The following is a 316-nucleotide window of genomic DNA, read 5'->3' as shown; positions in this document are numbered from 1 at the left end:
ATTTCTTGGCTCTAATCAGCTGCCAAATTGGCAAATGCTGAATATTCATGAGCCGTTAGAGCATGTCTTGTCTTTGGTCGTTAATCAATATCCGCAAGTGCTGCTACAGCGCGACTATGATTTGTCGTTGCCCGAGCTATGCGCTGATAGAGATCAATTGATTCAAGTGTTTTTAAACCTCATTAATAATGCCTGTGAATCGATGACTGAGCTTGAGCAAGCTCTGCAACAAAGCGCGCCAGCCGCCGCTCATCAATTGCCCTTAGATACTTTGCATAGTCATCTTGATATTGAGGCCAAGTATCAACCAAAACTG

The 316-nt window shown here is 43.7% G+C and carries 1 pseudogene; it reads left to right on the top strand.

From position 1 onward, the window contains the following. Nucleotides 1-316, top strand: a pseudogene (locus AAEZ05_RS28070) (hypothetical protein); the annotation flags it as partial.

It is taken from the genome of Pseudomonas sp. HY13-MNA-CIBAN-0226 (assembly GCF_040310305.1).
Taxonomy (GTDB): domain Bacteria; phylum Pseudomonadota; class Gammaproteobacteria; order Pseudomonadales; family Pseudomonadaceae; genus Aquipseudomonas; species Aquipseudomonas gregormendelii.
The sequence above is the reverse complement of the archived record's forward strand: the minus strand, read 5'-3'. Positions and strand labels throughout refer to the sequence as shown.